The sequence below is a fragment of the Bradyrhizobium mercantei genome, from assembly GCF_001982635.1.
Lineage (GTDB): Bacteria > Pseudomonadota > Alphaproteobacteria > Rhizobiales > Xanthobacteraceae > Bradyrhizobium > Bradyrhizobium mercantei.
Map to the genome: position 1 here is coordinate 1 of NZ_MKFI01000001.1, position 23,513 is coordinate 23,513.

The following is a 23,513-nucleotide window of genomic DNA, read 5'->3' on the forward strand; positions in this document are numbered from 1 at the left end:
CCCTTTGCATGGGGTTGTTTTGCAGGAAAACCGGTTTCCACTTTTCCGGATCATGCTCTATGAGGACCCCACGGAGACCCCTCATGGCGAAGAAATCCAGCAAATCAACGACCTCCCCGGGCCTGCAACTCGGCCGTGCGGTGGAATGGCCCGACGCGCCGGAAAAGGCGCAGCTCGACCGCGTGCCCAACCCGCAGGCTGGTACCGATTATCTGGTGCGCTTCACGGTGCCGGAATTCACCTCGATCTGCCCGGTGACGGGTCAACCGGATTTCGCCCATCTGGTGATCGACTATGTGCCGGGCCGCTGGCTCCTGGAATCCAAGTCGCTGAAACTGTTCGCCGCGAGCTTCCGCAATCATGGCGCATTCCATGAGGACTGCACGGTCATGATCGGCAAGCGGATCACTGACGAGATCAAGCCGAAATGGCTGCGCATCGGCGGCTACTGGTATCCGCGCGGCGGCATCCCGATCGACGTGTTCTTCCAGACCGGGCGCCTGCCGAAGGGCCTCTGGGTTCCCGATCAGGGCGTCGCGACGTATCGCGGGCGGGGCTAGCTGCCTTCAACGGCAATCGGGCGCGCGACAGTTGACGATGCCCCATGCCGGGCCACCATACACAAGTGTATTGACCCGCGCCAACGCATTCAATAATGTCCATACAGATATGTATGGTCATGAGTTGACGGGACGCAACGCCGGCAAACGCTGAGGCCACAGGATCCGGTGTGGCCGTGGTGCGCGGCATTCTCGTTCAACGATTGACGGTCGAGTCGTTTGAGCAGCTCGCACTCGCTGAGAATGCGCAATGGACGTTGAACTTTCGCACATCGACGTAAATGGCGTGCGGCTCCATGTGGCCGAGGCGGGTCCGAAGCATGGCCGCCTGGTCATCTTGCTGCACGGCTTTCCAGAGTACTGGGAGGCTTGGCAACGCTATTTCGAGCCGCTTGCAGCGGCGGGTTATCGCGTCCTGGCACCCGACCAGCGCGGCTACAATCTGAGCGACAAGCCGTCAAACGTCGCGGCGTACGATCTCAACTCGCTCGCCCGCGATGTTCTCGGCCTTGCCGACCATTTTGAACGACGTCGTTTCGCGATTGTGGGTCATGACTGGGGAGCAGCTGTTGGCTGGTGGATCGCGACCTGTCATGCCGAGCGCCTGGAACAGTTCGTCGCGCTGAGTGCGCCGCACCCGTCCGTCTGGCGCGAGGCGATGCAGTCCCACCCTGAGCAGCGCCGCAAAAGCCAGTATGTGCGGTTCTTCCAGCTGCCGCGGTTGCCAGAGGCGCTGCTTCGCCTGAGACGCTTCAAGGCTCTGGCCGACGCCGTCCGTCAGCGTGCGCGACCCGACACTGTCACGGCGGCAGCGCTGGACCGCTATCGCGCGGCGTGGCGTGCGCCCGGCGCGCTCACCGGCATGCTCAATTGGTATCGCGCCCTATGGCGCAAGGACTTGCCGGCTAGCGCGAAATTACGGATCAGGCCACCTGTCCTTTTGATTTGGGGCGAGCGTGACGCCTTCGCCGTACGTGCTCTGGCCGAGGCCAGTCTACTCCTGTGTGAAAGCAGCCAGGCAGTCTATCTGGGAGATGCGACACATTGGGTCCAACACGACGAGCCCGAACGTTGCATCGAGGCGTTGCTCGATTTCCTGGGCCGCTCGACCGGCCAATCGCCTTCCGATTAGTCCGATCGCCACGCGGACCGGCAGGCAGCGTCCTAACGTGATTGGCGCTTGGCTGGACGGGCGATCGCTACGGTTCGACGTCCGGCCGCGCGGCGGCGTCCGCCGGGCGCGTCTGCTTCAAAAATCGCGCACAGATAAATCCGAGCACGACCATCACGGCAGCGGCCGAGACCAGCGTCGCGGTCTTGCCGGCATGTTGCAGCCCAAAACCATAGGCGATCGGGCCGACGGTCTGGCCCATAAAGAAGAAGAACGAGTGCAGCGACAGCGCGGTGGCGCGCGCCTCGACCGATAGCTCGCTGGCGAACACCTGCAGGCAGCCGTGGATCATGTAGAAGCCGAGGCCCATCACCAGCAGGCCCGCCATCTGCAATTTCCAGTGCGGCCCAAAGGCGACGCCGACGAGCTGGATTCCGACCAGCGTTGCGCCGACGATCATCATGCCCCGCACCCCGATCCATGGCAGCAGGCGCGACACCGTCAGCGTGTAGAGCAATCCGCCGATCGCAAAGCCCGCGATCACGATGCCGGCGATCGACAGCGAGGTTTCGCCGAGCTCGAACAGGAACGAGGCGACGAAGGGAAACAGCCCGAGCACGCAGCAGCCTTCGATGAAGACGGCCGAGTAGCAGATGCGCGCGTTCGGGTTGGTGAAGATGGTGCGATAGCCATGGCGCAGCGCCTTCAGGCTGGTGCGCGGCGGACGGTTCAGCTCCGCGCCGCGGAAGCCGGCCGCAACCGCCAGCGCCACGATGATGACGAGGCCGCCGAGCACCGCGAGCACGCCGCGCCAGCCGAGGAAATCGCCGATCAGGCCGGAGGCCGTAGCTCCAAGCAGATTGCCGGTCATCGAGCCCGCCAGCGTTCGCCCGATCGCGAGCTGCCGCTTGTCCGGGCCGACGAGATCGCTGGTCAGCGACAGCGCCACCGGAAACACGCCGCCCGAGCCGATGCCGGCAAGGACGCGGGTCACGAACAGCATTGGAAACGAGGTTGAGAGCGCGCCGAGGATGTTGGCGACGCCGAGCAGCCCGAGGCAGATCGTCATCAGCCGCGCCTTGCCGAACAGATCGGCGGCGGCCCCGATCGCCGGCTGGACCGCGGCAAAGGTGAAGGCGAACACCGCGGCAAAGCTCGCCGCGGTCGCAATGCTGACGCCGAAATCATCAGCGACATGCGGCAGCACCGGATCGAGCGCGCGCACCGACAGGCTTGCCGCGAAGGTCGCCAGCGTGATGACGTTGAGGGCCGGCGGCATGCCGCTGGTTGCGGTCATGTCGTCGTTACCCGTCAGGCTGCCGTCTTGGCCAGCGCGTCGAAGGCCATCAGCCGCTTGACGAGGGCTTCGAAGTCACGGAGCGGCACCATATTGGGGCCGTCGGACGGCGCGTGATCCGGATCGGGATGGGTCTCGATGAACACGCCGGCGACGCCGACCGCGACCGCCGCGCGCGCCAGCACCGGCACGAATTCACGCTCGCCGCCTGACGAGGTGCCCTTGCCGCCCGGCTGCTGCACCGAATGGGTGGCATCGAAGATGACAGGTGCGCCGATGGTGCGCGCAAGGATCGGCAGCGCGCGCATGTCTGACACCAGCGTGTTGTAGCCGAACGACGCACCGCGCTCGGTGACCAGCACATTGGCGTTGCCGGCGCCGGTGATCTTGCTGACCACGTTCGTCATATCCCACGGCGCCAGGAACTGGCCCTTCTTGACGTTGACCACCTTGCCGGTCGCAGCCGCGGCCCGCAGGAGATCGGTCTGCCGGCACAGGAAGGCCGGAATCTGCAACACGTCGACCGCCTGCGCCGCCTCGGCGCACTGGTCAGGCTCATGCACGTCAGTCAGCACGGGCAGCCCGAGCGAGGAACGGATCTCGGCGAAGATCGGTAGCGCCTGCGTCAGTCCGATGCCGCGCGCGGCCGACGCGCTGGTGCGGTTCGCCTTGTCGAACGAGGTCTTGTACACCAGACCGATTTTGAGCCGGGCCGCGATCTCCTTCAGCGCGGAGGCGACTTCCAGCGCATGCGCGCGGCTCTCGAGCTGGCAGGGACCTGCAATGATCGACATGGGCAAGGCATTGCCGAATTTGGCCGATCCGACGGCAACGATCGGCGCGGCGGCCTGCGCGGAATTCTGATTGGTCAAAATGCTGCATCCTTTTGGGGCGACCATGCAATCCCGCGCGGGAGGGATCAAGCCATCCCGCACGATGAGGGGGTTGCGCTGACGCCGTGGGTGCGCCGTGCTATCACAATCCTGCCCTAACCGCCCCTATAGAGGGTTTTCGAGCGAAGTGGGTACCGGTTCGCGTGAAGAAAACGCGTCAAAACAATAAATCCAGAGCTCCGTTCCGATTCAATCGGAACGGAAAAGGCTCTAGACTGGCGCGGAACAGATTCCCATGAGGAACGACATGCGCCCTTTGCTTGTAATCGTAGCCGTGGCCGCCCTGTCGGCAATGTCAGGCGTCACCTACGGCCAAACCAGCAGCCAGCCCGGAGTCGTCACCAGCGGCGCCAACGGTGTCACGGTCAACGACAAGCCGGCAGCGCGCAGCGGCGACACCACCAGCAATGGCGGCCCGCTGGTTGAGGGCGTGCCCAACGTCCTGATCAACGGCAAGCCGGCGGTGGTGATGGGCGACCGCACCCATTGCGGCGGCAAGACGACCTCAGGCAGCCATGGCGTCTTCATCAACGGCAAGCCGATGGTCCGCGAGGGCGACCAGACCTCCGGCTGCGCGCAATAGGAGCGCCCGGCCAAACTATCGGCTTCAGGACCAGAAGCGATCCTCTCGGCGCTCGTCGCCTTGATATTCCCGGAACTCGATCGCCCTTCCATCCTTCATTTGCCAAACATGCACCTCTGGAAAGGACTCGGAGATCCCGTTCCTCTGAGCGTTCACGGTGGCCAAAACAACGACGAGATCGCCATCGGCCAATACGTTCTGCACGTCAACGCCAAACATGCCGCCGGAAAGCTCCATCGTGCGTTGAAAGAAGCTGCCGACCTGGTCGTGCCCGGCGTAGTCGCCCGACAATGGACTATGACCGGGAACGTGCCAGGTGATGCTCGGATCGAAGGCTGCAAAGACTGCAGGGACGTTTCCCTGTGCAAAGTCCTCGTAGGCTTTGCGAATGATCATCGCATTTGATCGGGTCATTTGGCTTTCTCCCGTGTGTCGGCTCATCTCCGTTGCAGCACCCCATCCCAACGTACGCTCGGCCTCGCCAACGCGGAAGGGGGTGAAAGGCACCGATCTCCCTTTGACGGGAGGCCGTTCAAATCAGGAAAAACAAACCCTCCGGCAGGACTGCCGGAGGGTTCTATGCGTCACATGTGCGCCTTATCCACCGCCTCACTTCACCGACGAGAACGCGGTCGGCACCAAAAGCTGGTTGACGATGTTGAGAACGATCTGGCCGTCCTCCTCGGTCTTGGCGCGCGCGGCGATCCATTCCGGATCGGTCGCGAACGCGGTCCACTTCTGCTCGCGCTCGGCGAGCGACTCCCAGGCCAACAGATAGGTCAGTTCCTGGTTGGATTCGCCGACCAGCGTCGTGAAGAAGCCGGCCTGCCTGATGCCGTGCTTGTCCCAGAGCTTCAACGTGATGGTCTCGAACCGTTTCAGCAGCGCCGGCAGCCGTCCCGGCAGGCAGCGGTAGACGCGGGTCTCGTAGATCATTGGCGATCCTTTCAGATCTTGTTCGCGAAAGCGCGCAAGTTCTGACAACAAACCCGGACCAAGTCAAAACGGCCAAGCCAAAATGGCGTGGCCCAGCCCCTCGCCTCCGGCATGGCCCGTCCGCACGCGCCGCGCATCTTCACGCCCGCTTCACCTCACTGACAAACTTGGCCGCTTGCAATAATTGCCGGGCGGACCGCCATCATCTATACAACCCATAAGTGAAAGAGGTGGCGAATGTATCTCTTGAGATGGTTGCGCGCCGGCTTGTTGCTGGTGGCTGCACTCGGATGTCTTTTGGGATGTCATGGCGCCACCGCTCAACAGGCGACGGATAACCGCCTCAAGGAGGTCCAGCTCGGCAAGGACGCGTTTACCCTGGGCGATCAGCTGCCGGCCTGGGTCGAGCAACTGCCGATCCCGGAGCTCGCCAAGACCGCGTCATTGCCGGTGGTGGTCCGTCTCGCCGACAGTCAGTACCTGCTCGGAAAGGTTCCCGCGCTCCACGTCCGGCGCGTGACGCAGATCAACGATGCCGCGGCGCTTACGGCAGCCGGACGCCTTTCGATCGCATTCGCCCCCGAATATGAACATGTCCAGCTTCATGCAATCCGCATCTATCGCGGGCAGGAGCAGTTCGATCGGACCCAGACGTCCAACATCCGCTTCCTGCAACGCGAGCAGGATCTCGAGCGCGGCGTCTATAGCGGCCGGGTGACCGCCTCCATCCTGATCGACGACCTGCGCGTCGGCGATACGATCGAGATTGCCTATACGAGCTCGGGTCAAAATCCGGTGTTCGGCGGCAAGGCCTTCGGGTTGTCGCCGTGGGACCAGGGCGCGCCGACCCTGCGTCGGCGGGTCGTGCTGAATTATCCAACCGACCGATCGATCGCCTGGCGCGTGGTCGGCGACCGGGCGCTGCCTCCTCTCCTGCCAACCGAAACCGTACGCGACGGCATGCGACGCGTCAGCTTCGACCAGCAGCCATTGCCCGGATTTCCCGGAGAGACGATGGCTCCGCCCGATTACTTCGGGCTCCGCTTCGTGCAGTTCTCCGAGTTTGCGAACTGGAGCGACGTCTCTGCATGGGCCAGCAACCTGTTCGCGGCGACCGCGCCACAGGACGGCGAGTTTCGGGACGTCGTGAAGCGCATCAAGGCGTTGCCGTCGGAGCCGGCCCGCGCCATGGCCGCGCTCGAATTTGTGCAATCCCAGATCCGGCATTTCTCGGTCGCGCTCGGCGAGAACTCGCACCGGCCAACCTTGCCCGACGAGGTGCTGCGGCGCCGCTACGGCGACTGCAAGGACAAGTCGCTGCTGCTCGTCACTCTGCTCCGCGAACTCGGCATCAAGAGCCAGCCCGTGCTGTTGCAGATCGGACGCCATGGCGGACTGGAGAAGACGCTGCCCAGCCCGCAGTTCTTCGATCATGCCATCGTCGAAGCCATGGTCGGCGGCAAGCCCTATTTCCTCGATCCGACGCGGCTCGGACAGCATGGCGAGCTCGACCGCGCCGGCCAGGCGCATGGCGGGGTCCAGGTCCTCGTCGTGGCGCGCGAGACCGATTCCGTCTCGCGCATTCCTGCCGACACCGGCGATATCGTCGGAGACGAGATCACCGAACGCGCCACGCTGGCCAAGTTCGGCGCAGAGGGCCAGCTCGACGTCCGGCGCGTCTGGCGCGGGCTTGGCGCCGAGCAACTGCGCGTCGTGCTTGAACGGGCGACGCACGAGCAGGTCACCAGGTTCGTCCGTGACGCCCTGGAACGCCGCTATCCCGGCGCGACGCTGGTCGGCGAACCGGCCGTGCAGAACGACATCGTGAAGAACGAGCTCTCGATCTCGGCGCACTACAGGATTCCCAAGCTCGCAACGGAGGCGGAAGGGAGCTGGGTCGTCGGCTACGCGCTGGACAATATGCAGAATGTCCTGATCGCTTCGCAATCGGCGAACCGCACCACGCCGCTGCGGATTCCAGGCTTCCCGTTCCACGGCAAATACAGTTTCGAGATGAGCTTTCCCGAACAGGTCAGCATCAGCATCGACCCGCGCGAGCACACCGTCTCCAACAAGTATTTCAACGCCACGGTCACCGAATATTTTCGCGGCAGCAATGCGAGGAAAACCGTCGAGCTGAAAACGCTGCAGCCGTCGGTCGAGCCGGCGGACTATTCCGGCTATGCCGAGGACCTGCGTTCGCTCAACAAGGCAATCGGCAACGCCTTTGCGGTCAACAAGGCGATGTTCAACAATGATGCCGCCAAGGCAGATATCACGCACCGTCTGCAGCAGCAGCACGAGGAGACCATCAAGAAGACGACCGAGATCATCGATGGCGGCAAGCTCTCCGGCAGCGATCTGGCCAACGGCTATTGCCTGCGCGGTCATGCCAAGGCGGACCTCGACCGCGTCGACGAGGCGTTGCAGGACGTCAACACCGCCGTGCGCCTCGCTCCGGCCGCCGCGAACATGCTGACCTGCCGCGCCAGCGTCTATTTTCGGGCGGGACAGTTCGACAAGAGCGTGACCGACTACTCCAACGCGATCGCGCTGGGCGGCGGCGCCGACGGCATCGGCATCTCATTCCGCTGGCGCGGAGTAGCGCAGGTCTATGCCGGCCGGATGCAGGAGGCCATCGAGGACTTCGCCAAGGCGAGCGAACTCGGCGACCGGGAAGCCCGGATCTACAGCGACATGTGGCTGATTGCGACCTACGGCCGCCTCGGCAAGCCGGTGCCCGACGACATGGTCAAGCGCGCCGGAGCGGAAGCGCAAGGTGAATGGCCGCGTGCCGGCCTCGCCATGCTGGCCGGCTTGATGTCGCCGGACGAGCTGCTCAAATCGCTCGAGAAAAAGGCCGGCGACGAGCGCCAGATGGCACTGGCCGAAGCCTATTTCTATATCGGCCTGCGCAACCTCGCGCTCGGCGACATCAGGCAGGCGCAGGCCTCCTTCCAGAAGACACGCGATATCGGCGTGATCAACTATATCGAGAACGACTGCGCCGCGTTCGAGCTCGACCGCCTGAAGAAGCTGGGCGCGACGACCTCAGCCAAGCCTGCCGCCGGAGGCGCGGCCGCCCACTGATCCCGGCAACGAACCGGGATTGCTTACTGGCCATACCATACCTTGGTACCGCACATTGTGGGTGTGGCCCCCGCAATGTTGCTGCAATGTTGCTGCCCCTAGAACCAGCGGTTTGAAACCCGGATTTGCGGCATGCGGATATTGCTGGTCGAAGATGAGGCCGAAATGGCGGCGGCGCTGTCGCAGGCGCTGAAGGGCTACGACATGGTCGTCGACCATGTGCCGAACCTTGCCGAGGCCGAGGAAGCAATCTCCGCCGACGTGCATGGCGCGGTCCTGCTCGACCGCCAGCTTCCCGACGGCGATGGGCTCACGCTGATCCCGAAATTGCGTGCCAAGGCGGACGGCGTCCCGATCATCGTGCTGACCGCGCGCGGCGACCTCGCCGATCGCATCACCGGTCTCGACAGCGGCGCCGACGACTATCTGGCCAAGCCGTTCGCGGTCGAGGAGCTGCTGGCGCGGCTGCGCGCGGTGCTGCGCCGCCCCGCCGGCCTGCAGCTCGAGATCATCAAGGCCGGCCGCGTGGCCTTCGATTGCAGCCATCGCGAGGCCAGCGTCGACGGCCGCCCGCTCGACCTGCCGCGGCGCGAGCTCCTGGTGCTGGAGACGCTGCTGCGCCGCATGGGCCGCACCGTGCTGCGCGCGACGCTGGAGGAAGCCGTCTACAATTTCGAGGACGAGATCCAGTCGAACGCGCTCGACGCCCACGTCTCGCGGCTCAGGCGCAAGCTTGCCGACGCGGATGCCGGTGTCGAGATCCACAGCATCCGCGGCGTCGGCTACCTGCTGAAACAGACATCATGAGCGAACAGGCCGAGCACTATTGCCTGCGCTCGCAACTGAGCTGGCGCCTGGTCGCGATGCAGGCGCTGCTGCTGGCGATGCTGATCCTTTGCCTGATCGGCGCGCTGTGTGCCACCGGCTTCCTGATCGTTCCGCGCGATGAGGATCATGTCATCGACATCGTGCAACGCGCAGTCGCACGTGACCCGCAGGGTGATCTGGTGCTGCGCCCGACGGCGGAGCTGAAGCAGCTTCGCGACAACACGCCCGACCTCTGGTTCCTGGTACGCGACCGCCAAGGACATTCGCTGGCGGAAGGCACGGTCCCGCCGGAATTTTCGGGGATCGGCGGCGCGCTCGACCAGATCAGCCAGGCGCGGCTCGGCTGGCAGATGTTCGAGGACGATCCGCGCAAGCCGCCGGCGCGGATGAAGCGCGTCACTTCCGACGCCGGTCCGGTCCAGGTGCTCACCGCCACGCAGGGGCCGATGTCCAGCGCCAAGACGGCGCTCGCCACCACATTCGCGTTCCTCGCCGTCGCACTGCCCGGCCTGCTGCTGATGGCGGCAGCGACCTTCGTGGCGACGCCGATGGTGGTGCGGCGCGCCTTTGCCGGCATCGACACCACCGCCGACGAAGCGCGCCGGATCGATTTCCGCCAGCGCGGCAGCCGGCTCTCGGCGGATCATCTGCCGCTCGAAGTGGCGCCGCTGGTGACTGCAATCAACGATGCGCTGAAGCGGCTCGACGACGGCTATTCCCGGCATCAGCGCTTCGTCGCCGACGCGGCGCACGAATTGCGCACCCCGATCGCGATCCTCAACACGCGGCTGGAATCGCTTCCGCCAGGCCCTGAGAAGACCCGCCTGCTCGAGGATTCGGCGCGGCTTGCGACCTTGGCCGAGCAGTTGCTCGACATCCAGCGCTTCGACCAGTGCCGCAATCCGTACGGGCGCGTCGATCTCGTCGCGGTCGCACGCAACGTCGCCGCCGACCTCGCGCCGCTGGCGATCGCGGCCGGCTACGAACTCTCGCTCGATGCCGCAATCGAACGGGTCGAAACGCTGGGCGACCGTGCCGCGCTGGAGCGGGCGCTCACCAATCTCGTGCAGAACGCCATCCAGCATGGCGGCCGCCGCGGCACCATCATGATTCATGTCGGCAGCGCCGCGACGATCGATGTCATCGATGAAGGCGACGGCATTCCTCAGGACGAGCGCGCGCGGATCTTCGATCCGTTCTACCGGCTCGCGCCGCTCGACCGCGGCGCCGGCCTCGGCCTCAACATGGTGCGCGAGATCGCACGGCTGCATGGCGGTCACGTCTCCGTGCTCGACGGACCGAAGGGCGGCGCATGCTTCCGTCTCACATTACCGCCGGCGCCGTTCGTTTCGTAACTCGCGCAACATCGCGCAATGTTGTCGCAATGCGGCTCCCGCAAACCAAGCGTCACGCTTCGCAATCGAGTCGAAGCGGCATGACACTTTGTTGGGAAGCCCAATGTCACACGATCTCCTGTCTTTCTTCACCGCGTGGATGGCAGCCCCCGGCCGCGTCGGTGCCATCGCGCCGTCGGGCGCCGCGCTCGCCGAACTGATCACACGCGACATCAGCGCCGACACCGGCCCGGTGCTCGAGCTCGGTCCGGGCACGGGCGCCTTCACCTATCAGCTGTTGAAGCGCGGCGTGCGCCAGCAGGATCTCACGCTGATCGAATACGGTTCGGATTTCATGCGGCTGTTGCAGCTCCGCTTTCCCGGCGCGCGCGTGCTGTGGATGGACGCCGCGCGGCTGGCCTCGGAACGGCTCTACGACGGCGCGCCGGTCGGCGCCGTGGTCAGCGGATTGCCGCTGCTCAACATGTCGCCGCGCAAGGTGATGGCGATCGTCGGCGGAGCGTTCAGCTATATGCGTCCCGGCGCCGCGTTCTATCAATTCACCTACGGCATGCGCTGCCCGATACGGCGGCCGATCCTCGACCGGCTCGGCTTGCGCGCCACCCTGGTCGATCGCGCGATCATGAACGTGCCACCCGCTGCGGTCTACCGGCTGACGCGACGCCCGCAATACAGGCTGATCACGCGTGACGCCGCGCCGGCGGCCGGCGCTGACGTTTTACCGATCAAGAAGGAACGCCGCGCCAGCGAGGACTGCGCTGTCGTGTGACGGCGCAGCTGACCGCTGTTACATCAGCCGGCTTTGCTTCGCCGCCGCCTCGATGAAGGACGCAAACAGCGGATGCGGCTCGAACGGCCGCGACTTCAGCTCCGGATGAAACTGGACCCCGATGAACCAGGGATGGTCCTCGTATTCGACGATCTCCGGCAGCACGCCGTCGGGCGACATGCCGGAGAAGCGCAGGCCGTGCTGCTCGAGGCGATCCTTGTAGGCTGTGTTGACCTCGTAGCGATGGCGGTGCCGCTCGGAGATCTCGGTCGCGCCGCCATAGACCTGCGAGACCCGGCTGCCGCGGTTGAGCGCCGCGGGATAGGCGCCGAGCCGCATCGTGCCGCCGAGATCGCCGCTCTGCGAACGCTTCTCGAGCTCATTGCCGCGCAGCCATTCGGTCATCAGGCCGACCAGCGGCTCATTGGTCGGACCGAACTCGGTCGAGTTGGCCTCCTCGATGCCGACCAGATTGCGGGCCGCCTCGATGACGGCCATCTGCATGCCGAAGCAGATGCCGAAATACGGCACGTCGCGCTCGCGCGCGAACTGCGCCGCGCGGATCTTGCCCTCGGCGCCGCGCTGGCCGAAGCCGCCGGGCACCAGGATGCCGTTGACGTGCTCCAGGAACGGCGCCGGGTCCTCGTTCTCGAACACCTCGCTCTCGATCCAGTCGAGATTGACCTTCACCTTGTTGGCGATGCCGCCATGGGAGAGCGCCTCGATCAGCGATTTGTACGCGTCCTTCATGCCGGTGTACTTGCCGACAATCGCGATCGTCACCGCACCTTCCGGATTGCGGACGCGCTCGTTGATCACGTTCCAGCTCTGCAGCGCCGGCGGGATCTTCGCCGTGATGCCGAACGCGGCCAGCACCTCGTCGTCGAGACCGGCCGCGTGATAGGCCTCCGGCACCGCGTAGATGTTGTCGACGTCGCGCGCCTCGATCACCGCGCTCTCGCGCACGTTACAGAACAGGCCGAGCTTGCGCCGTTCTTCCTTGGGGATTTCGCGGTCGGTGCGGCACAGCAGGATGTCCGGCTGGATGCCGATCGAGCGCAGCTCCTTCACCGAATGCTGCGTCGGCTTTGTCTTGAGTTCGCCGGCACTTGGAATGTACGGCAGAAGTGTCAGGTGAATGTAGACCGCGTGATCGCGCGGCAGCTCGTTCTTGAGCTGGCGGATCGCCTCGAAGAACGGCAGGCCCTCGATGTCACCGACGGTGCCGCCGATCTCCACCAGCACGAAATCGTACTCGTCGTTGCCCGACAGCACGAATTCCTTGATCGCGTTGGTGACGTGCGGGACCACCTGGATGGTGGCGCCGAGATAATCGCCGCGGCGCTCCTTGGTGATGATGTCCTGGTAGATGCGCCCGGTCGTGATGTTGTCGGCCTTGGTGGCCGGACGACCGGTGAAACGCTCGTAATGGCCGAGATCGAGATCGGTCTCGGCGCCGTCGTCGGTCACGAATACTTCGCCGTGCTGATACGGCGACATCGTTCCTGGATCGAGGTTGAGATAGGGATCGAGCTTGCGAAGGCGGACCTTGTAGCCTCGGGCCTGCAGCAGAGCGCCGAGCGCCGCTGATGCCAGACCTTTTCCGAGCGAGGAGACCACGCCGCCGGTGATGAATATGTACCGCGCCATGGGACTTTACCTTTAATCCGCTTCCGGCGATTCGCAAAACGAATCGGCCGTTCCCGGCAAACAAATCACCGGGCTGTGGGTTACGTTAAACTGAGAGCGATTTCAGAGCATTAATGGGGGTTTTGGATGCAGGATGCCAGCGGGCCATCCTGCATGGCCACCCTGCTTTATTGCGACCGTGGCGCCTGCGGGCCGCTCGGGGCCTGCGGCGCCTGCTGCTCGTCGGCTTTCTTCAGCGAATCGAGGATGCCGCCCGAGGTCGGCGCATTCATCGGCGTGCCGCCGGCCGGCTGGGTCTGCGCCGGAGCGCCGGTGCCGATGATCGAGCTCGGCTTGCGGTCGTAGCCCGCGTACCAGGACAGGAACAGGCTGGTCACGAAGAAGCCGACCGCGAGAATCGCCGTGGTCCGCGTCAGCAAATTCGCGGTGCCGCGGCTCGACATGAAGCCGGCGCCTCCGCCCATGCCGAGGCCGCCGCCTTCGGACTTCTGCAGCAGCACCGCGCCGATCATGACGGCAACGATCATGAGATGAATAATGATAACGACAGTCTGCATCGCAAGCCTTCCGTCACAAGCCGCCAAGCGGCCAGACAAACGGCGCTATCGGCTTTGCGGGTTTCGTGAAGTCGCGCCCTGTTACACGATTGCACCGGGCATTGTCACCCCCGAGATAGTCGCAGCCGCAATGATCACAAGCAGTCCCGATTGCGCGCGCCCGCGCCTTGATCGGAACCGGTCATTTCTACTATAATAGACGTATGGATACTTTGATAGACGATCTGAGCCAGCGTCTGGCGCAGCGGATCCGGCTCGAACGCGACGGCCGGAGCTGGTCGCTGGCCGAGCTAGCCGAACGCTCGGGCGTCTCGAAGGCGACGATCAGCAAGATCGAACGCGCCGAGGTGAGCCCGACCGCGGTGGTGCTGGTGCGGCTCGCCTCGGCCTTCGACCTCACGCTGGCCGGCCTGATGCTGCGCGCCGAGGGCCAGGCCGAACGGCTGTCGCGCGCCGCCGCGCAGCCGGTCTGGCGCGATCCCGAAACCGGCTATCTGCGCCGCCAGGTGTTCAGCCGTCCCGATCATCCGGTCGAGCTGGTGCGGGTCGAGCTGCCGTCCAGGCAGACCGTGACCCTGCCCGCCTCGTCCTATGCCCATATCCGCCAACTGGTCTGGGTCTTGAGCGGCAGCCTCGTCATCACCGAAGGCGGCACGCGCCACGTGCTCGCGGCCGGAGATTGCCTCGGCTTCGGCCCGCCGGCGGAAACGACCTTCGCCAACGAAACCAGTACCGCGTGCACCTATGTGGTCACCCTGGCCCGGAGCTGACGCATGCCGCAGTTTGCCATCACACCGCTCGAGGATGCGCCTGAGATTTGCAGCGCGCTCAGCGAGCTGTTGATCGAGACCGTCGCCAGCGGCGGCTCCGTCAGCTTCATGCATCCGCTATCGCGTGACGACGCCGAAGCGTTCTGGCAGGACTCACTTGGCGCAGCCGCGCGTGGCGAGCGCATCGTGCTCGGCGCGTTCGACGGCAATGATCTGATCGGCACCGTGACGCTGCTGCTCAAGCTGCCGCCGAACCAGCCGCACCGCGCCGAGATCGCCAAGATGATGACGCGCCTCAGCCACCGCCATCGCGGCGTCGCGACCGCATTGCTGCGCGCCGCCGAGCAGCTTGCGATCGCGCATGGCCGCACACTGCTGGTGCTCGACACCGCGGTCGACGAGGGTGCCGCACCGCTCTACGAGCGATCCGGCTTTCAGCTCAGCGGCATCATCCCGGACTACGCGCTGAAGCCGCATGGCGGCCTCACCGGGACGATGATCTACTGGAAGCGGATCGGCGCGGCGGCAGCGGCCGCCACTTGATTCCGTCGCACCAACTTCGCTGCCAATCCCGTCATCCTGAGGAGCGCGTAGCGCGTCTCGAAGGATGCACGGCCCGGCTCGTGGCCGTCTACCCTTCGAGACGGCCGCTTCGCGGCCTCCTCAGGGTGACGGTGAGAGAACCAGCGCGGTGAGCGTCGGTCGCCTAGCAACCCGCCGCGATCGCCAAGAAATCCGAGGCCTTCAGGCTGGCGCCGCCGACCAGTGCGCCGTTGACGTTGGCAACTGCCATCAGCTCGGCGGCGTTCGACGGCTTCACCGAGCCGCCATAGAGGATCCTGATCCGGTTTCCCTCGCCCTTGAAGCGATCGGTGAGCTGACCCCGGATAAACCGATGAACTTCCTCGACATCCCCAGCCGTCGGGGTGAGCCCGGTGCCGATCGCCCAGACCGGCTCATAGGCCACCACCAGGTTGGCCGCGGTCGAGCCGTCGGGCAGCGAGCCCGCAAGCTGGCTGCCGCAGACATCGAGCGTCTTGCCGGCGTCGCGCTGCTCGCGGGTCTCGCCGATGCAGACGATCGCGGTCAGTCCCGCGCGCCAGACGGCCTCCGCCTTCTGGCGAATCAAGGCGTCGGTCTCGCCATGGTCGGCACGCCGCTCGGAGTGGCCGACAATGATGGCGACCGCACCGAGGTCTTTGAACATTTCCGCCGAGAGGTCGCCGGTGTGGGCGCCCGACGCCTTCGGATGGCAATCCTGGGCGCCGACGGCAACCTTCGAGCCGCGCGCCCTGTCGGCAAAGGCCCCGACCAAGGTCGCGGGCGGACAGACCAGCAGATCGGCCTTTCCGGCGACATCGCCGGCCCCAGCCAGCATCGCGTCGAACTCGACAAAGGAGGATTTCAGGCCGTTCATTTTCCAGTTGCCGGCGATCAGCGGCCGGATGGCGTCGGTCATATCGGATTTCCCATCGTTCAAGCGTCCCCTGCGCTATCAGAGGTCGGCTGCGACTTCCAGACACCGCCTTCGCCATGGCGCGCGGCGCATCACCGCTTCAATCCGTCCCCTCACCCATGGTTGCGGGGGCGCTTCCGCCACTTTATAAGCGTTTTCAATTCGGTGACGCCCTGCTGCGGGACAAAAGTCTCGACTTTTAACTCCCACTTGGGCACGACCCGGTTCCCCACCTGCAAAACAAGTTGGACCCATGCTTCGAGGAATGCGGAAAGCCTCATCAAACTGGCTCGGCAAGACGATTATGGCCGTTGTGATGGGCGTTTTGATCGTCAGTTTCGGAATTTGGGGCATTGCCGACATTTTCAAGGGATTTGGCCAGTCGACCTTCGCCAAGGTCGGTGGAACCGAGATTTCGGCCGAGCAGTTCCGCCAGACCTATACCGACCGGTTGCAGCAGCTTGGCCGCCAGTTCGGCCGTCCGCTGACGCCTGACCAGGCGCGCGCCTTCGGCATTGACCGTCAGGTGCTGCAGCAGACGCTCGCGGAAGCCGCACTGGACGAGGAAGCGCGCCGCATGGGCCTCAACCAGTCCGACGCCGAGGTGCTGCGCACGATCTACAACGATCCGAACTTCAAGGGCCTCAACAACCAGTTCGATCCGCAGCGCTTCCAGTCCGTGATCCGCAACTTCGGCTATACCGAGGGCCGCTACATCGCCGAGCAGCGCCGTGTCGGTCTGCGCCGGCAGATCGCCGGCACGGTTTCGTCCGGGATCGAGCCGACCAAATCGATGGTCGAGGCGCTGACCCGTTTCCAGAACGAGCAACGCTCGATCGACTACGTCACGCTCGGCGCCGCGCAGGCCGGCACCATCGATGCGCCCTCGCCCGAGGCGCTCGCCGCCTATTTCGAGGACCACAAGGTCCAGTTCCGCGCGCCCGAATACCGCAAGATCGCCTTCGTCGCGATCACGCCCGAGGAAATCGGCAAGTGGGAAACGGTGTCGGACGCCGACGCCAGGAAGCTGTTCGACGAGCGCAAGGACCGGCTCAGCACGCCGGAAAAGCGCGAAGTCTCGCAGATCGTGTTTCCGGACGCCGGTGAGGCGCAGGCGGCCCGCGCGCGCATCACCTCGGGCACCTCGTTCGACGACATCGCCAAGGAGCGCAACCTCAATCTGGCCGACGTCAATCTCGGCCTGGTCGCGAAGTCGGCGATCCTCGATCCGGCGGTCGGCGATGCTGCGTTCTCGCTGCCCGCAGGCGAAGTCAGCCAGCCGGTCCAGGGCCGCTTCGGCGTCGCGCTGGTCAAGGTCGGCAAGATCGAGCCCGGCAACACTCCAACGTATGAGAGCCTCGCGCAGCAGGTGAAGAACGAGATCGCCTCCGAGCGCGCCCGCACCAAGGTCGCCGAGCTGCGCGACAAGATGGAAGACGAGCGCGGCGGCGGCTCCAGCGTCATCGAGGCGGCGCAGAAGCTGAAGCTGACCCCAATCACGATCGACGCGGTCGATCGCTCGGGGCGTCTGCCGAACGGCCAGGTCGCATCCAACATCCCGCGCGGCCTCGACGTGGTGTCGCAGGCCTTTAACAGCGACGTCGGCGTCGACAACGACCCGATCCAATTTAACAACGGCTATGTCTGGTACGACGTGCTCGGCATCACGCCGTCGCGCGAGCGCACCCTCGACGAGGTCCGCGACCAGGTCGAAGCCAAGTGGCGCGAGGACCAGATCTCCGCCAAGCTGCGCGCCAAGGCGACCGAGATCGTCCAGAAGCTCGACAGCGGCGCCAAGCTCGCCGACGAGGCTGCAGCGGCCGGCGTTAAGGTCGAGACCGCGGCGAACTTCCGCCGCGAGGCCACGCTGCCCAACGTGCCGGCCGGCGTGATCGCGGCCGCATTCCGCACCGCCAAGGACGGCGACGGACAGACGTCGGCTGCCGGCGGCAGCCAGTGGGTCGTCTTCCGCGTCACCGACGTGACGGTGCCCCCGATCGACTTTGCCTCCAGCGAGGTCAAGCAGCTCACCGAGGCGCTGCGGCGCTCGTTGAGCGACGAGCAGGTCGCGCAGTATGTCACCAAGATCGAGACCGACATCGGTGTGACCGTCAACCAGGCAGCCTTCGCACAGGTGACAGGCGCAAATAATTGAGCATGATCTGGTCAGCGCGACGCGCTGCCCGGACCGCTCCAACAACAGACCCTGAGCCCGCGAATGGACGACCTGAAATCGATCATCGGAAAAGTCGCCACCGGCGCCACGCTGACGCGTGACGAGGCGGCGTCCGCCTTCGACAGCATGATGTCGGGTGAAGCCACGCCCTCGCAGATGGGCGGACTGTTGATGGCGCTGCGGGTGCGCGGCGAGACCGTCGAGGAGATCACCGGCGCGGTGAGCGCGATGCGCGGCAAGATGCTGCCGGTGAAGGCGCCGGCGGAGGCTGTCGACATCGTCGGCACCGGCGGCGACGGCTCCGGCTCGGTCAACGTCTCGACCTGCGCCGCCTTCATCGTGGCCGGCGCCGGTGTGCCCGTTGCCAAGCATGGCAACCGCGCGCTGTCGTCGCGCTCGGGTTCGGCCGACGTGCTGGCCGCGCTCGGCGTCAAGATCGACCTGACGCCGGCGCAGGTCGGACGCTGCGTCTCGGAGGCCGGCATCGGCTTCATGTTCGCGCCCGCGCATCATCCGGCGATGAAGAATGTCGGCCCGACCCGGGTCGAGCTCGCCACCCGCACCATCTTCAACCTGCTCGGCCCGCTGTCGAACCCGGCCGGCGTCAAGCGGCAGATGGTCGGCGTGTTCTCGCGGCAATGGGTGCAGCCGCTGGCGCAGGTGCTGAAGAACCTCGGCTCCGACAAGGTCTGGGTCGTGCACGGCTCCGACGGCCTCGACGAGATCACCCTCACCGGCCCGACCTTCATCGCGACGCTGGAGAACGGCGAGATCAGGACCTCCGAGGTGACACCGGAAGATGCCGGCCTCGGCCGCGTCGGCGGCGAGGCGCTGAAGGGCGGCGATGCCGATGCCAACGCGATCGCGCTCTCCGGCGTGCTTCAGGGCAAGCCGAGCGCCTATCGCGATGTCGCCCTGCTCAACGCCGCCGCGGCCCTGATCGTGGCCGGCCGCGCCAAGGATCTGAAGGAAGGCGTTGCGATCGGCACCCAGTCGCTCGATAGCGGCGCGGCTGCCGCGCGGCTGAAGCATCTGGTCGCAGTGTCCAACGGTTGAGAATCCAGCGATGTCCGACATCCTGACCAAGATCGAGACCTATAAGCGCGAGGAGATCGCTGCCGCGAAGCGCGCGCGTCCGCTCGCCGAGGTCGAGGCGCAGGCCAAAGCGGCTTCAGCCTCGCGCGGCTTCGTCCGCGCGCTGAAGGACAAGCATGCACGCGGCGAGTTCGCGCTGATCGCGGAAGTCAAGAAGGCCTCGCCTTCGAAGGGGCTGATCCGCGCCGACTTCGATCCGCCCGTCCTCGCGAAAGCCTATGAGGCCGGCGGCGCGGCGTGCCTGTCGGTGCTGACCGATGCGCCGTCGTTCCAGGGCCATCTCGACTTCATGGTCGCGGCCCGCGCGGCGACCAACCTGCCGGTGCTGCGCAAGGATTTCATGTTCGACACCTACCAGGTGGCGGAGGCACGCGCCCACGGCGCCGACTGCATCCTGATCATCATGGCCGCGCTCGACGACGTGGCGGCAAAGGAGATCGAGGACGCAGCCCTCGGCTACGGCATGGACGTGCTGATCGAGATCCACGACCGCGCCGAGCTCGAGCGCGCCCTGAACCTTCGCTCGCCGATGATCGGCGTCAACAACCGCAATCTGCGTACCTTCGAGACCACGCTCGCGACCAGCGAGGCGCTGGCGCCGCTGATCCCGCGCGACCGCCTGATGGTCGGCGAGAGCGGCATCTTCACGCCTGACGATCTCGCCCGCCTCGAGCGCGTCGGGATGTCGACCTTCCTGGTCGGCGAGAGCCTGATGCGCCAGCAGGACGTCACTGCGGCCACCCGCGCCTTGCTGACGCGGCAGGGCGCACCGCGCGCCACCGGCACGCGCTGACGCGATGGCGCGGAAGTCCAAAGCCAAGACCAGAGCCGAGACCAAAGCCGAGCCAGCCGGCGGCCCCGGCACCGCCCTCACCCATATCGACGCCAAGGGCGACGCGCGCATGGTCGACGTCTCGGCCAAGCCCGCGACCGAGCGGACTGCCGTTGCCGAAGGCCGCGTCCTGATGAGCAAGGCCACGCTCGCACTGATCGAAACGGGTCAGGCCAAGAAGGGCGACGTGCTGGCGACCGCGCGGATCGCCGGTATCATGGCGGCGAAACGGACCTCGGAATTGATCCCGCTCTGCCATCCGCTGGCGCTGACCAAGGTCACGATCGATATTACGACCGACCGCAAGCTGCCCGGCTGCATCGTCCGCGCCAGCGTCAAGGTGACCGGGCCGACCGGTGTCGAGATGGAGGCGCTGACCGCGGTTTCGGTCGCCTGCCTGACGATCTACGACATGATCAAGGCGGTCGAGCGCGGCGTGCGCATCGAAGGCATTCACCTGATCGAGAAGATCGGCGGCAAGTCCGGGCACTACCGCGCCGGCGAGTGATCGGTGAGCGATGCGCGGGATGGCCATTCGCGCACATCCGTAACGTTTCGTTAACCAACCTCGCTAACCCCTGCTCCATTTCGATTGGATACGACTTTCGCGGGCCGGAGGTGCATCAAACCTACCTCCGGGTGAAACGCGGGGATACGATTGCTTCAAATGAATCCAAACGGCAGCGCCTCGTTCAAGCTCACCTCGGTGATCGGCAGCGGTCCGATCCGCTGGCTGATCCTTGGCGGCGCCGTGCTGATGGCCGCGATCGCGATCGGCGCCACGTTGATGGCCGAGAATTTCCGCGAGCGCGCCTTGCATAACAGCGAGCGTGAGCTCGAGAACACCGTGCTGCTGCTGGCGCGGCATTTCGACCAGCAGCTCGACGATCTCGAGGTCGTCCAGCGCGACCTGATCGCGTTCATGCGCGACAACGGGATCGCGACGGCGGAGAATTACAGGCGCCGGATGTCGGCCGCCGACATCCATGCGATGCTGAAGTCCAAGATGGAGGCGCTGTCCAATGTCGGCAGCCTCAACGTGTTCGACGCCGACGGCGTGCTGATCAACAGCTCGGGCGCCTGGCCGCTGCCGCAAGTCAATATCGCCGACCGCACCTACTTCCAGATCTTCAAATCGAGCCCCTACTCGCCCGACATGCTGGTCGCGCCGGTGGTCAGCCGCGTCAATGGCGGCTGGACCACCGTCATCGTCCGCAAGGTTACCGGGCCGCATGGCGAGTTCCTCGGCGTGGTCGGCCGCGGCATTGAGCCGGCGACCTTCGAGAAATTCTTCTCCACCGTTGCGCTCGGCGAAGGCGCCGCGATCTCGATGCACCATCGCGACGGCACCCTGCTGGCGCGCTATCCCCATGTCGAGGAGCTGATCGGGAAGAATTTCCGCACCGGCCCGGCCAACCAGCAGCAGGTGTTCGAGCTGCCGCAGAGCACTTCGCGGCTGACCAGCCCGGTCGACGGCAAGGATCGCCTGGTGTCGTCGCGGGCGCTGACCAAATTCCCGATCGTCGTCGTGGCGACGACCACGACGGAAGCGGCTCTCACCACCTGGCGCGAGCAGATCGGCATCCTGATCGCGATAACCAGCATCTCCGTGCTGGCGATCGCGATCCTGCTGACGCTCGTGGTGCGCAAGCTGGTGCAGCAGCATCGCGCCCAGCAGCAGCGCCTGACGCTGGAGAAGCTCCGGCTCGATACCGCCGTCAACAACATGACGCAGGGGCTGTTGCTGTTCGACGCCACGCAGCTTCTCGTGATCTGCAACAAGCGCTACATCGAGATGTACGGATTGTCCGGCGACGTCATCCGGCCGGGCTGCAGCTTCCGCGACGTCATCGTGCATCGTCACCAGACCGGCTCGTTCCAGGGCGACGTCGAACGCTACGTCAACCTCGTGCTGCGCGACGTCGGCATCCGCAACACCATGGTGATCACGACGCCCGACGGGCGCTCGATCCAGGTCGTCAACGAGCCGCTGGCCGATGGCGGCTGGCTTGCGACCCACGAGGACGTCACCGAGCGCCGCCGCGCCGAGGAGCGCATCACGCATCTTGCCCACTACGATGCGCTCACCGACCTGCCGAACCGCGCGCTGTTCCACGAGGAGATCAAGCGCGAGCTGCCGCATGTCACGTCAGACAGCCAGTTGGCGGTGCTCTATATCGACATCGACGAGTTCAAGGGCGTCAACGACTCGCTCGGCCACATGGTCGGCGACGAACTGCTGAAATCGGTTGCCAGGACCCTGAGCGGCGTGATCGGCGACGGCGATTTCGTCGCCCGGCTCGGCGGCGACGAATTCGCCATCGTGCAGACCGACGTGAAGAGCGAGTTCGAGGTCACCGACCTCGTCGCGCGCATCTACGAGGTGATCCGCTCGCCCTATCAGTGCCTCGGCCACCAGGTCACGACCGACGCCAGCATCGGCATCGCGCTGGCGCCGAAGGACGGCACCGATCTCGACCAGATTATGAAGAACGCCGACCTTGCGATGTATGCGGCGAAGTCGGCCGGCCGCCGCACGTCGCGCTTCTTCGAGCCTTCGATGGATGCGGACGCCCGCGCCCGCCGCGAGCTCGAGATGGAGTTGCGGCAGACGATCTCGGCCGGCAGCGGGCTCGAAGTGTATTACCAGCCTTGCGTCGACCTGCGCAGCAACGCGATCACCGGCTGCGAGGCGCTGGTGCGCTGGCGCCATCCGTTGCGCGGCATGATTTCTCCGGCCGACTTCGTGCCGATCGCCGAGGAGACCGGCCTGATCAACCAGCTCGGCGAGTGGGTGCTGATGACCGCCTGCAAGGAGGCCGTGAACTGGCCCGACCATGTCAGGCTCGCGGTCAACGTCTCGCCGGTCCAGTTCCGCAGCGGCACGCTGGCGCTCAAGGTGATCGCGGCGCTCGCGGCATCGGGGCTGTCGGCGAGCCGGCTCGAGCTCGAGATCACCGAGGCCGTGCTGATCCGCGACGACGAGACGGCGCTGGCCGCACTGCACCAGCTCCGCGCCATCGGCATCCGGATCGCGCTCGACGATTTCGGCACCGGCTATTCGTCGCTGAGCTATCTGAAGCGCTTCCCGTTCGACAAGATCAAGATCGACCGCTGCTTCGTCACCGACATCGCCGAGCCGCACGGCTCGGCCGGCATCGTCGAGGCCGTGGTCAACATCGCCGCCGAGCGCAGCATGACGACGACGGCGGAAGGCGTCGAGACCACGCAGCAGCAGCAATTGCTGCGCGAGCTCGGCTGTTCGGAAATGCAGGGCTATCTTTTCAGCGCGCCGGCGCCGGCGGCGCAAATCCGCGCGCTGCTGGCCGGGCACCGTCAGGGGCCCGCCGTCGGTGCGAGCACCACGCGCCGGCGCAAGCCGGTCGCCGGCGCGGCGTGAATTCGGAAGCTGGATGACTGATCACTCGTCATGCCCGGGCAAAAGCGCGAAGCGCGTCTTCGCGCTGATGTCCCGGGCATCCACGTCTCTGGTTCCACGCCAGGAAAAGCGTGGATGGCCGGGTCAAGCCCGACCATGACTACCGATATGTCGGC

At 65.5% G+C, this 23,513-nt stretch carries 21 protein-coding genes; 14 read left to right on the plus strand and 7 right to left on the minus strand.

The window, feature by feature from the left end; all coding sequences use genetic code 11:
* The first annotated feature begins 83 nt into the window (after positions 1-83).
* On the plus strand, positions 84-560 hold the full coding sequence (gene queF, locus BI327_RS00005; RefSeq protein ID WP_076857627.1) for a preQ(1) synthase: 477 nt from the start codon (positions 84-86) through the stop codon (positions 558-560).
* 250 nt (positions 561-810) lie between these two features.
* Positions 811-1,692, plus strand: a complete 882-nt coding sequence (locus BI327_RS00010; RefSeq protein ID WP_076857628.1) for an alpha/beta fold hydrolase — start codon at positions 811-813, stop codon at positions 1,690-1,692.
* Between the two features lie 67 nt (positions 1,693-1,759).
* Here the strand turns inward: BI327_RS00010 and BI327_RS00015 are convergent, their stop codons facing one another.
* A complete protein-coding gene (locus BI327_RS00015) occupies positions 1,760-2,968 on the minus strand; it encodes an MFS transporter (RefSeq protein ID WP_076857629.1) in 1,209 nt (402 codons plus the stop codon).
* A gap of 14 nt (positions 2,969-2,982) precedes the next feature.
* Positions 2,983-3,840: a 3-deoxy-8-phosphooctulonate synthase gene (kdsA, locus tag BI327_RS00020; RefSeq protein WP_245334668.1), complete on the minus strand. Its 858-nt coding sequence runs from the start codon at positions 3,838-3,840 to the stop codon at positions 2,983-2,985.
* Positions 3,841-4,108: 268 nt separating this feature from the next.
* Between kdsA and BI327_RS00025 the strand changes: the two genes are divergently transcribed.
* Positions 4,109-4,444: a PAAR domain-containing protein gene (locus BI327_RS00025; RefSeq protein WP_076859079.1), complete on the plus strand. Its 336-nt coding sequence runs from the start codon at positions 4,109-4,111 to the stop codon at positions 4,442-4,444.
* Positions 4,445-4,468: 24 nt separating this feature from the next.
* Here BI327_RS00025 and BI327_RS00030 read toward each other — a convergent pair whose 3' ends face one another.
* Both BI327_RS00030 and BI327_RS00035 read right to left on the minus strand, forming a co-directional pair.
* Positions 4,469-4,858 (minus strand): nuclear transport factor 2 family protein, encoded by a 390-nt coding sequence (locus BI327_RS00030; protein WP_159450388.1) that lies wholly within the window; start codon positions 4,856-4,858, stop codon positions 4,469-4,471.
* 195 nt (positions 4,859-5,053) lie between these two features.
* Positions 5,054-5,380, minus strand: a complete 327-nt coding sequence (locus BI327_RS00035) for an NIPSNAP family protein (RefSeq protein ID WP_076857632.1) — start codon at positions 5,378-5,380, stop codon at positions 5,054-5,056.
* A 237-nt stretch (positions 5,381-5,617) separates the two neighbouring features.
* Here BI327_RS00035 and BI327_RS00040 point away from each other — a divergent pair, with 237 nt between their 5' ends.
* From BI327_RS00040 to BI327_RS00055, 4 genes are all read left to right on the plus strand, one after another.
* A complete protein-coding gene (locus BI327_RS00040) occupies positions 5,618-8,470 on the plus strand; it encodes a DUF3857 domain-containing protein (RefSeq protein WP_076857633.1) in 2,853 nt (950 codons plus the stop codon).
* Between the two features lie 132 nt (positions 8,471-8,602).
* Complete coding sequence (locus BI327_RS00045) at positions 8,603-9,277, plus strand: response regulator transcription factor (RefSeq protein ID WP_076857634.1); 675 nt, start codon at positions 8,603-8,605, stop codon at positions 9,275-9,277.
* On the plus strand, positions 9,274-10,653 hold the full coding sequence (locus BI327_RS00050; protein WP_076857635.1) for a sensor histidine kinase: 1,380 nt from the start codon (positions 9,274-9,276) through the stop codon (positions 10,651-10,653). Before BI327_RS00045 ends, BI327_RS00050 begins: the two co-directional genes overlap by 4 nt.
* A gap of 103 nt (positions 10,654-10,756) precedes the next feature.
* Positions 10,757-11,422: a class I SAM-dependent methyltransferase gene (locus BI327_RS00055; RefSeq protein WP_076857636.1), complete on the plus strand. Its 666-nt coding sequence runs from the start codon at positions 10,757-10,759 to the stop codon at positions 11,420-11,422.
* A gap of 18 nt (positions 11,423-11,440) precedes the next feature.
* Here BI327_RS00055 and BI327_RS00060 read toward each other — a convergent pair whose 3' ends face one another.
* Together BI327_RS00060 and secG are read right to left on the minus strand one after the other, a co-directional pair.
* Positions 11,441-13,072 (minus strand): CTP synthase, encoded by a 1,632-nt coding sequence (locus BI327_RS00060; RefSeq protein WP_076857637.1) that lies wholly within the window; start codon positions 13,070-13,072, stop codon positions 11,441-11,443.
* A 167-nt stretch (positions 13,073-13,239) separates the two neighbouring features.
* Positions 13,240-13,629, minus strand: coding sequence for a preprotein translocase subunit SecG (gene secG / locus BI327_RS00065; protein ID WP_076857638.1), 390 nt, complete (start codon positions 13,627-13,629; stop codon positions 13,240-13,242).
* 203 nt (positions 13,630-13,832) lie between these two features.
* On the opposite strand from secG, the gene BI327_RS00070 reads away from it, so the two are divergent.
* The gene (locus tag BI327_RS00070) at positions 13,833-14,399 is read left to right on the plus strand and encodes a helix-turn-helix domain-containing protein (protein ID WP_076857639.1); all 567 of its coding nucleotides are present in this window, start codon (positions 13,833-13,835) and stop codon (positions 14,397-14,399) included.
* A gap of 3 nt (positions 14,400-14,402) precedes the next feature.
* On the plus strand, positions 14,403-14,942 hold the full coding sequence (locus BI327_RS00075) for a GNAT family N-acetyltransferase (RefSeq protein ID WP_076857640.1): 540 nt from the start codon (positions 14,403-14,405) through the stop codon (positions 14,940-14,942).
* 163 nt (positions 14,943-15,105) lie between these two features.
* Here BI327_RS00075 and tpiA read toward each other — a convergent pair whose 3' ends face one another.
* The gene (gene tpiA, locus BI327_RS00080) at positions 15,106-15,858 is read right to left on the minus strand and encodes a triose-phosphate isomerase (protein WP_076857641.1); all 753 of its coding nucleotides are present in this window, start codon (positions 15,856-15,858) and stop codon (positions 15,106-15,108) included.
* A 250-nt stretch (positions 15,859-16,108) separates the two neighbouring features.
* Between tpiA and BI327_RS00085 the strand changes: the two genes are divergently transcribed.
* The 5 genes from BI327_RS00085 to BI327_RS00105 all read left to right on the plus strand — a co-directional run bounded on the left by BI327_RS00085 (position 16,109) and on the right by BI327_RS00105 (position 23,358).
* Positions 16,109-18,010, plus strand: coding sequence for a peptidylprolyl isomerase (locus BI327_RS00085; RefSeq protein ID WP_076857642.1), 1,902 nt, complete (start codon positions 16,109-16,111; stop codon positions 18,008-18,010).
* Positions 18,011-18,073: 63 nt separating this feature from the next.
* Entirely contained in the window at positions 18,074-19,087 is a 1,014-nt protein-coding gene (gene trpD, locus BI327_RS00090) for an anthranilate phosphoribosyltransferase (protein WP_076857643.1), read from the plus strand.
* Between the two features lie 10 nt (positions 19,088-19,097).
* Positions 19,098-19,919 carry an indole-3-glycerol phosphate synthase TrpC gene (gene trpC, locus BI327_RS00095; protein WP_076857644.1) on the plus strand — a complete coding sequence of 274 codons (822 nt, stop codon included), beginning with the start codon at positions 19,098-19,100 and terminating at the stop codon, positions 19,917-19,919.
* Positions 19,920-19,923: 4 nt separating this feature from the next.
* A complete protein-coding gene (gene moaC, locus BI327_RS00100) occupies positions 19,924-20,466 on the plus strand; it encodes a cyclic pyranopterin monophosphate synthase MoaC (RefSeq protein WP_076857645.1) in 543 nt (180 codons plus the stop codon).
* Between the two features lie 159 nt (positions 20,467-20,625).
* A complete protein-coding gene (locus BI327_RS00105) occupies positions 20,626-23,358 on the plus strand; it encodes a bifunctional diguanylate cyclase/phosphodiesterase (protein WP_076857646.1) in 2,733 nt (910 codons plus the stop codon).
* Positions 23,359-23,513: the final 155 nt, after the last annotated feature.